The organism is Mesorhizobium sp. M7A.F.Ca.CA.004.06.1.1, from assembly GCF_003999135.1.
Classification (GTDB): domain Bacteria; phylum Pseudomonadota; class Alphaproteobacteria; order Rhizobiales; family Rhizobiaceae; genus Mesorhizobium.
On sequence record NZ_RZPQ01000190.1, the window covers coordinates 1 to 8,631 of the forward strand.

Genomic DNA, 8,631 nt, shown 5'->3' on the forward strand with positions numbered 1-8,631 from the left:
AGCCGGCGGCGGCTACGGAATCTGGCTGAACAAGGATGCCTTCGGCAAAATGCTTGGGCTTGGCGGCAATCAGGTCGCCAAGACCGAGCCGGTGAAACCAGCGCCTGCCAAGCCGGCAACCGATGCCGCGGCAACGCCTCCGGCGCCCGCGGCTGGCGGCACGGAGGCCGAAAGCACGAAATTCACGCAGCGGCTGACGCCGCAGGGCAGTGAAGTCGACCCGGGTCCGGCCGGTGGCCAAAGCGGCATCGGCGAAGGCGAATCGGTCGCCGCGCTGACCACGCCGCCCTCGGCGACGAACGCACCGGCGATTTCCGCTCCGGCCGCAGGCACACCTGCCGCGGCAGCGCCCCCCGCTACAGGTGCCGCCCCCGCAACGCCGCCTGCCAACGGAGCTGCCCCGGCAGCGCCGCCCGATGCTGCCGGCACGCCGCCCGCACCGGCAGCTGCGCCTGCGGAAACCGCTCTGCCTGTCGGCCAGAAGGCGATCTTCTACGAGGAGCGCACCAGCACCGCCCAGGGCTCCGCCGAGCCCGGCAATATCGTCTGGTCGCTGGTGCAGGAATCGCCCGGTGGCGACCTGCCGCCGGAGCCGGCGATCCGTGCCGAGGCCACCATTCCCGGCAAGGACATCCAGTTGCGCATGACCATCCGCCGCAACACCGATCAGACACTGCCGGCCAGCCATATCATCGAGATGATCTTCCTGACGCCCGACGGTTTCGAGGGCGGCGGTGTCGACAACATCCTGCGCGTCGCCATGAAGGGTTCGGAACAGGATGCCGGCAGCCCGTTGATCGGCATTCCGGCGAAGATCGCCGACGGCTTCTTCCTCGTCGCGCTCAACGATACCAAGGCCGACGAAGACGCCAACATGACCCTGCTTCGCGGCCAGGACTGGATCGACGTACCGGTCGTCTACAAGACCGGACGGCGGGCACTGCTGACCATGGAAAAGGGCATTCCCGGCGAGAAGGTGTTCGACGAGGCGATCAAGGCCTGGCAGGCCAAGACGGCTGGCTGAGAAGGAGCAGTTCAGAAGCCTTGGAACAGCATGTCGAGCGCGGCGACGATGTCGTCGTGGTGCCTGGAAAGGCTTCCCTCTGGATCCGGCAATTCCGAGGCAGAGAAGGCTGACATAAACTGGGTGACCATCACATGATCTTTGCCGTTTATGGTGAAGGTCGGGTTTAATCGGCGACCAGGAACCGGGGCTATCTTGGGCGGCATCAGCGGAATGATGATCCTGGTGCTTAGTCCTTCAAGAAGGTCTGATTGCACGTCGAGAAGATAACCGCCGCCCGCGGCATTCCTATAGAAATCATAACGCGCCATCAGAACGGCCGGTGTTTGGCCAGTGGCAGTCCGTTGCGTCTGACATACTCATTGGAGCTGTCGATGGCTTCCTTATTTTCTTCCTGCCATCGGCGCGTTTTTTCTGCCGAGATTGCTTTTGCAATGCCCTCTTCGGCGGCGCGTGAGATATTGATGCCCAAAGCTTTCGCATCGCTGATCAACCGAGAGTCGATGGACGTATTCACAGATTGTCGCTGAGGTTTTGACGTCGATTGAAGCATAAAGATGGCCTCCTTTTATGCGCCTAGATTATGCGCATAAAAGCCCCCACGCAATCCTTCACCCTTCCATTTCCTCGCGCAACATCTCCAGCTCCAGCCATTCTTCCTCGAGCGCCGCCAGCGTAGCGCGCTCCTTGTCGAGGGCGGCGATCGTCTTTTGGAACGAGGCCGGGTCGCGCTCGTAATAGGCCGGATCGGCGATGTTGTTCTCCAGCCTTGAGATCGAAGCCGTCACAGCCTCGATTTTCTTGGGCAGCGATTCCAGCGCGAATTTCTGCTTGAACGACAGTTTCTTCGCTGGCCCCTTTGGCGCGGCCGCTTCACTCTTGGCCGTCACTGGCGCTTCGCCGTTTTCGGCCTTCGCGCGCGCCTTGCGGTCGTCCAGCCTGGTGCCGCCGCGCTGCGCCAGCATGTCGGAGTAGCCGCCGGCATATTCGATCCAGTGGCCGTCACCATCCGGTGCGATCAGGCTGGTCACGGTGCGGTCGAGGAAATCGCGGTCGTGGCTGACCAGGATGACGGTGCCGGCAAAGCCAGCGACCAGTTCCTGCAGCAGTTCCAGCGTCTCCATATCGAGATCGTTGGTCGGCTCGTCGAGCACCAGAAGGTTTGCCGGCCGCGCCAGCACGCGCGCCAGCAAGAGCCGTGCCCGCTCGCCGCCGGACAATTCGCGCACCGGGGTGCGTGCCTGCTCCGGCTTGAACAGGAAATCCTTCATGTAGGAGACGACGTGGCGCTGCTCGCCATTGATGACGAGGTTCTCGCCGCGCCCGTCGGTGAGATATTGCGCCAGCGTCTCCTGCGGGTCGACCGCCTCGCGCTTCTGGTCGAGCGTGGCGATCTCCAGATTGGTGCCGAGCCGCACCGAACCGGCGTCCGGCTTCATCTCGCCGGTCAGCATCTTCAAGAGCGTCGTCTTGCCGGCGCCGTTCGGCCCGACCAGGCCGACGCGATCGCCGCGCTGGATGCGGGTCGAAAACCCCTTGACCACGGTTAGATCGCCAAAGCTCTTCTCGATGTTCTTCGCCTCGATCACCAGCTTGCCGGACTCGGCGGCGTCGCTCGCCACCATGGTCGCCGACCCTTCGGCACCGCGATGGCCGCGAAAACGCTGGCGCATGGTCTGCAACTCGCCGAGCCGGCGCATGTTTCGCTTGCGCCGCGCCGTCACGCCGTAGCGCAGCCAATGCTCTTCGCGAACGATCTGGCGGCCGAGTTTATGCTGCTCGCGCTCTTCTTCCTCCAGGACTAGGTCGCGCCATTCCTCGAAATGACCAAAGCCCTTGTCCAGCCTGCGGGTCTGGCCGCGATCGAGCCAGATGGTGGCGCGCGACACACGTTCGAGAAAGCGGCGGTCGTGCGAGATGACGATCAGTGCCGAGGAGGTGCGGATGAGTTCTTCTTCCAGCCATTCGATGACCGAGAGGTCGAGATGATTGGTCGGCTCATCGAGCAGCAGGATGTCTGGCTCCGGCGCCATGACGCGGGCAAGGGCAGCACGCCTCGCCTCGCCGCCCGACAGATCGTTCGGACGTTCCTCACCCGACAGTCCGAGATGCTCCATCAGATAGCTGGCGCGGTAGGGATCGTCGGCAGGGCCAAGCCCGGCCTCGACATAGGCGCGGACAGTGGCAAAGCCCTCCATGTCGGGCATCTGCGGCAAATAGCGGACAGTTGCCGAAGGCTGGCGGAACACCTCGCCGTCCTGCGGCTCGATCAGGCCAGCGGCGATCTTCAGCAGGGTCGACTTGCCCGACCCGTTGCGGCCGACCAGTGCGATCTTGTCGCCGGCCGAAGCCGTCAAGGCGGCGCCGTCGAGCAGCGGCGTGCCGCCGAAGGTCAGTTTTATCCCGTCGAGGTTGAGAAGAGGCGGGGCCATGTCAGCTTTCAGGTAAGGGATAGGGATGAGCGAGCAGCATCGCGCGGCCATGGCCGAGCGCGATTTCGAGGCGGCCCTTGATCTCGTTGGAAATGGTCAGCGACGAACCGAAGGCCACCTTGACGTGGTTCAGCGGCCATTTGGCGCCGGTGACGGTCAACCCGGCAAGCTCGGAAAAGCCGAGCACCGAAAACAGCGTGCCATCGGCATAGTCGAAGCCGGCCGTTCCGCGCAGCAGGGGAATGCCTTCCTGGGCGCCGCTGGTCAGGAGCACATCGGTCCCTGCTTCGGCCAGGCGCAAGGCAAGCGCCAGATGCAGGAAAGCGTGGTCGGCTCGCTTGCCGCCGAAAGCACCTGCTAGCACCAGGCGGGTCGCGCCGCGCTCGAGTGCGGCGGCGATGGCCAGTTCGCCATCGGTCTGGTCCTTTTCCGCCGGGAAGGTCCGGCGAGGCACGGAAGCGAGATCGTCAGGCAGCTTGGCTGGCACGGAATCAAAATCACCCACCCACAGCTCCGGGACAAGGCCGAGCAGCCGTGCATGGCCGATGCCGGCGTCGGCGGCGATGACGCGGGAGCCTTCGACCTGACGGTCGAGCCGTGGCGTGCGGATGAGATCGCCGCCAAGCAGGATGGTGAATGTGCTCATATCGTGTGGCCCTTACCAGCCCGGCACGGGAAACGGAAGGCGGCAAACTCCCACTTGCGTGGCGGATCGGCCCGGCCTATGTGTCGAAACGCTCTAACGGGGTGCCGGACGCGATCTTCGCGGACCGGCTGAGAGGCAGTCTCGCCAACCCGCTGAACCTGATCCGGTTTGTACCGGCGGAGGGATTAGACGTTTCGGACAGTCCGACGCCTCAATTCCTTTCAATTCGAACGAAGGAGGCGCCGATGCGCACGCTTTTATACGCTCTTGTTTCAGCAACGGTCGTGGCCTTGTCCGGACCGGCCTTGGCCAAGGACAAGCTCACCGTCTACACCTATGAGAGTTTTACCGCCGACTGGGGTCCGGGTCCCGTGGTGAAGAAGGCGTTCGAGGCCGAATGCGGCTGCGATGTCGAGTTCGTCTCGGTCGCCGACGGCGTCGCGTTGCTCAACCGCGTCAGATTGGAAGGCGCATCGACCAAGGCCGATATCGTGCTTGGCCTCGACACCAATCTCACCGCCGATGCCAAGGCCTCAGGCTTGTTCGCGCCGCATGGCGGCGTAACTGATGTCAACGTGCCGGGTGGCTGGAGCGACGATACTTTTGTCCCCTTTGACTACGGCTATTTCGCTGTCGTCTACGACACCGAGAAGCTGAAGAACCCGCCGAAAAGCCTGAAAGAGCTGGTCGAAGGCAGTGCCGACGACAAGATCGTCATCCAGGATCCACGCACCTCGACGCCGGGCCTCGGCCTGCTTCTGTGGGTCAAGTCGGTTTATGGCGACAAGGCGCCGGAGGCCTGGGCCAAGCTCAAGCCGAAGGTGCTGACCGTGACGCCGGGCTGGAGCGAGGCCTATGGGCTGTTCACCAAGGGCGAGGCGCCGATGGTGCTGTCCTACACGACGTCGCCGGCCTATCACATGATCGCCGAGAACACCGGGCGCTACCAGGCGGCCTCCTTCGAGGAGGGCGAGTATCTGCAGATCGAGGTGGCGGGTATCACCACGACGGGAGCCAAGAATCCGCTGGCGGCCAAGTTTATGGCCTTCATGACCGGGCCTAAATTCCAGGATGCCATTCCCGAGACCAACTGGATGTTCCCGGCCGGCAAGACCGACAAGCCGCTCAATCCGGCCTTTGATAAACTGGTCAAGCCGACCAAGACCTTGCTGTTCAGCCCGCAAGAGGTCGCTGCCAATCGCAAGGCCTGGGTCGATGAATGGCTTGCGGTGATGAGCAAGTAGGGCGCGAGCCGCGTCGCATGTTTGCGCCAAGCCGCCCCCCTCTGGCCTGCCGGCCATCTCCCCCTCAGGGGGGGATATCGGCAGCTTTATCGCCTCTCTTAGTCCTGCCACTCTTGAGAATAGCGAAGGCGGCTGAGTGCGCAATCTCCCCCCTTGAGGGGGAGATGTCCGGTAGGACAGAGGGGGGTGGGCTGGGCCTTCGCCAGATATTCCCCTCGATCAATACCCGTCGCAGGGTTGGATAGCGCGAGATGCGTACGCGCCATCCAGCCGATCCCCGCGTCAGCGCCGGCATTGTCGCGCTTGCCGCGATCGCGCTGCTGATCGGCGGCGCGTTTGCCGGCCTGCTTTTCGAGGGCGCCCACGATTTCTCGGGCGCCTGGGCAGCCTTCGATCCCTATCTGCTTCGCGTCATTCGCTTCACGCTCTGGCAAGCGGCGCTCTCGACGCTGCTTTCGGCCATCCCGGCGCTGTTCGTGGCGCGGGCTCTGTCGCGACATCCACGTTTCTTCGGCCGCGCCTTCATCCTGCAGATCTTCGCCGTGCCGTTGGCGCTGCCGGCTATTGTCGCAGCGCTCGGCATTCTGGCGCTTTATGGCCGTGCCGGCTATTTCGCCGGCGTGCTTGCCCTGATCGGCGGCGGAAGCTGGCCGGGTATCTATGGCCTGTCCGGCATCCTCGTCGCCCATGTCTTCTTCAACCTGCCGCTGGCGACGCGGCTGTTCCTCGAGGCGCTGCAGACCATACCGGCCGACCAATGGCGGTTGGCGAGCCAACTCGGCATGGCGGCGCGGCCGGCGTTCCGGCTGATCGAATGGCCAACGCTGCGCGCCGCATTGCCCGGCGTCGCCGGGCTTGTGTTCATGCTCTGCATCACATCCTTCACGATCGTGCTGACGCTCGGCGGCGGGCCGGCCGCGACGACGCTGGAGGTCGGCATCTACCAGGCGCTGCGCTTTGATTTCGATCCCGCGCGGGCCGTTACACTGACGCTGTTGCAGATTGCCCTGACCTTTATCGTTGTGCTGGCCCTGACGCGCCTGGGCGCCAATGTGGTCGGCGACACCAATTTGCCGGTCGCGCAACGTCGGTATCTCTCAGTCCATCGGAGCGAGACCTGGTTGAACGCGCTACTCATCATCCTGGCGCTGCTGTTCGTCGTTGGGCCGATGGCGGCAACCGTGATGGCCGGGTTGGGTGCGGATCTCGGCCGGTTGGCCGGTGAGGCCACTGTCCGGCAGGCAACGCTGACCAGCGTGGTGCTGGCCTTCCTGTCGGCACTGCTCTCGGTGATGCTGTCGCTGGCGCTGACCATGGCGCGGCGGGCACTGGCGCTGAACCGCCGTGCCGGCGCAAAGACACTGCTCGAACACGCTGCCGATACAGGCGCCGGCTTTGTCCTTGTCGTGCCGCCGATCGTCGTCGGCGCCGGCTGGTTCCTGTTGCTGCGCCATGCCGGCGATGTCTTTGCCATCGCCCCGGTCATGGTCGTCACCGTCAACGCGGTGATGGCGATGCCATTCGCCCTGCGCGCCGTGCGTCCCGCCTATGATGCGGCGAGCGAGCGTCACGAACGGCTCTGCGCACAGCTCGGCATTGCGGGCTGGAACCGGCTGATGCTGGTCGACTGGCCGTCGCTGCGGCGCCCGCTCGCCACGGCCTTCGCTTTCGCCATGGCGCTGTCGCTGGGCGATCTCGGTGTCATTGCCCTGTTCGGCAGTGATTCCGTGCAGACATTGCCCTACCTTCTTCTGGCACGGATGGGCAGCTACCGCACCGAGGATGCCGCCGGCCTGGCACTGCTGCTCGGCCTCGTCTGTCTCGCGTTGATCGTGGCGGCGCACTGGCTGGGAAGGGAGAAGGTCCGCGATGCGTGAGAGGGCGGCCAGCAGGCTCGAGAAGGGCGCGCCGGTGCGGCTGGACAAGGTGTCGTTCAGTTATGGTGAGGTGCCACTTGTCTTCGACGTCGAGTTCGCCACGGCGAAGATCACCGCCATCATGGGTCCGAGCGGTTCGGGCAAGTCGACGCTGCTCAATCTGGTCGCCGGCTTCGAGACCCCACAGTCGGGCCGCGTGCTGATCGGCGGGGCCGATGTCAGCGCCGAGCCGGCCTCGGCGCGGCCGGTGTCGATGGTGTTCCAGGAGAACAATCTCTTCGCGCATCTTTCCGTCGAGCAGAATGTCGGGCTCGGTCGCTCGCCCTCCCTGGGACTGACCGAGGCGGACCGCGCCGCGGTCGCCGAGGCGCTTGCGCGCACCGGTCTCGCGGGCAAGGAGAAACGCCTGCCGCGCGAGCTCTCCGGGGGCGAACGCCAGCGCGTCGCACTGGCCCGCGTGCTGGTGCGCGACCGACCGGTGTTGCTGCTCGACGAGCCATTCGCTTCGCTCGGACCCGCTTTGCGCGACGAGATGCTGAATCTGGTTGCTGCCGTTCATGCCGAACGCGCCATGACGGTGCTATTTGTCACCCACCAGCCCGAGGATGCACGCCGCATCGGCGAGCACATGGTGTTTGTCGACAATGGGTTGGTGGCCGCAACCGGCAAGGCTGATGATTTCTTTACCGGGGCTGGTCCGGAGGCGTTCCGGCGCTATATCGGCGCGGGTGCTGGATATTCCACATCACGCGATGTTGCCCGGAAGCGGACATAATTTACGGTCAAACCGGCTCCAGGCGATGTGGCGTTTGCTTGCCATGACCGGGGGAGTGTGGCTAGGTCGCCCTACCGGTCCGGCACAGGCCGTGATTTGCCTGCAGTATCCGCCGCCCGCCCTAAGGGACGGGCAACGGATGCAGCAGCAGTTTGAGATAGCGCATGACACGTTCCGAAGATCGCCCCCGATTTTCGTGGTCATGCGCCGGGACCCGAAAGGAAGCCGTTCTGGCGATCGGCGCTAACACATTGGGAATGAAACCGCTGGCGCGTTTTCTCGCGCTGGCCGGTTTTGCCGTGGCGTTGGCAAGCTGCCAGATGTTCACGCCGCCGGAAGTTCAGGAATCCGGCTTCCAGCCTTCCGACAAGCCGATCACAGTGGACAATGTCGGCGCCAACAACAAGCTCGCCGAATTGGCCAAGGCGCAGCACCCGCGCATCCTGGCGACTTACGGCGGTGAATATTCCGACCCCAAGCTCGAGCGAATGGTCGCCAAGGTGGTCGGTAGTTTGACGGTGGTGTCCGCCAACCCGACACAGACCTATCGCATCACCATTCTAAATTCGCCCAACGTCAACGCATTCGCGCTGCCGGGCGGTTATCTCTACATCACCCGCGGCCTCCTGGCGC

8 protein-coding genes, 1 pseudogene and 1 riboswitch are annotated in these 8,631 nt (G+C 64.2%); of the genes and pseudogenes, 5 read left to right on the forward strand and 4 right to left on the reverse strand.

Going from position 1 to position 8,631, the window contains the following annotated elements:
* Positions 1 to 1,024, forward strand: a pseudogene (locus tag EN906_RS38270) (hypothetical protein); the annotation flags it as partial.
* 11 nt (positions 1,025 to 1,035) lie between these two features.
* On the opposite strand, the gene EN906_RS13875 reads toward EN906_RS38270, so the two are convergent.
* Genes EN906_RS13875 through EN906_RS13890 form a run of 4 tightly spaced genes read right to left on the reverse strand, consistent with a single transcriptional unit; the run spans position 1,036 to position 4,102 of the window.
* Complete coding sequence (locus EN906_RS13875) at positions 1,036 to 1,335, reverse strand: CcdB family protein (RefSeq protein ID WP_127270146.1); 300 nt, start codon at positions 1,333 to 1,335, stop codon at positions 1,036 to 1,038.
* Complete coding sequence (locus EN906_RS13880) at positions 1,335 to 1,577, reverse strand: type II toxin-antitoxin system CcdA family antitoxin (RefSeq protein WP_127270148.1); 243 nt, start codon at positions 1,575 to 1,577, stop codon at positions 1,335 to 1,337. The genes EN906_RS13875 and EN906_RS13880 overlap by 1 nt, the downstream gene beginning before the upstream one ends.
* Positions 1,578 to 1,635: 58 nt before the next feature.
* The gene (locus EN906_RS13885; RefSeq protein ID WP_127270150.1) at positions 1,636 to 3,456 is read right to left on the reverse strand and encodes an ABC-F family ATP-binding cassette domain-containing protein; all 1,821 of its coding nucleotides are present in this window, start codon (positions 3,454 to 3,456) and stop codon (positions 1,636 to 1,638) included.
* A gap of 1 nt (position 3,457) precedes the next feature.
* Positions 3,458 to 4,102, reverse strand: a complete 645-nt coding sequence (locus EN906_RS13890; RefSeq protein WP_127270152.1) for a thiamine diphosphokinase — start codon at positions 4,100 to 4,102, stop codon at positions 3,458 to 3,460.
* Between the two features lie 87 nt (positions 4,103 to 4,189).
* A riboswitch (TPP riboswitch) is annotated at positions 4,190 to 4,304 on the forward strand.
* A 43-nt stretch (positions 4,305 to 4,347) separates the two neighbouring features.
* Here EN906_RS13890 and thiB point away from each other — a divergent pair.
* The 4 genes from thiB to EN906_RS13915 form a co-directional block, all read left to right on the forward strand.
* The gene (gene thiB / locus EN906_RS13895) at positions 4,348 to 5,346 is read left to right on the forward strand and encodes a thiamine ABC transporter substrate binding subunit (protein WP_127270154.1); all 999 of its coding nucleotides are present in this window, start codon (positions 4,348 to 4,350) and stop codon (positions 5,344 to 5,346) included.
* A 251-nt stretch (positions 5,347 to 5,597) separates the two neighbouring features.
* Entirely contained in the window at positions 5,598 to 7,223 is a 1,626-nt protein-coding gene (gene thiP / locus EN906_RS13905; protein ID WP_127270156.1) for a thiamine/thiamine pyrophosphate ABC transporter permease, read from the forward strand.
* Entirely contained in the window at positions 7,216 to 7,998 is a 783-nt protein-coding gene (thiQ, locus tag EN906_RS13910) for a thiamine ABC transporter ATP-binding protein (protein WP_127267250.1), read from the forward strand. The genes thiP and thiQ overlap by 8 nt, the downstream gene beginning before the upstream one ends.
* Positions 7,999 to 8,318: 320 nt before the next feature.
* The coding region (locus EN906_RS13915) for a M48 family metalloprotease (RefSeq protein WP_245484246.1) at positions 8,319 to 8,631 on the forward strand (313 nt) is incomplete at its 3' end.

Excerpts from the sequence above, each read along its gene's own strand:
- EN906_RS13875 (WP_127270146.1), bottom strand. The coding sequence starts at position 1,335 with ATGGCGCGTTATGATTTCTATAGGAATGCCGCGGGCGGCGGTTATCTT.
- EN906_RS13880 (WP_127270148.1), bottom strand. The coding sequence starts at position 1,577 with ATGCTTCAATCGACGTCAAAACCTCAGCGACAATCTGTGAATACGTCC.
- EN906_RS13885 (WP_127270150.1), bottom strand. The coding sequence starts at position 3,456 with ATGGCCCCGCCTCTTCTCAACCTCGACGGGATAAAACTGACCTTCGGC.
- EN906_RS13890 (WP_127270152.1), bottom strand. The coding sequence starts at position 4,102 with ATGAGCACATTCACCATCCTGCTTGGCGGCGATCTCATCCGCACGCCA.
- thiB (WP_127270154.1), top strand. The coding sequence starts at position 4,348 with ATGCGCACGCTTTTATACGCTCTTGTTTCAGCAACGGTCGTGGCCTTG.
- thiP (WP_127270156.1), top strand. The coding sequence starts at position 5,598 with ATGCGTACGCGCCATCCAGCCGATCCCCGCGTCAGCGCCGGCATTGTC.
- thiQ (WP_127267250.1), top strand. The coding sequence starts at position 7,216 with ATGCGTGAGAGGGCGGCCAGCAGGCTCGAGAAGGGCGCGCCGGTGCGG.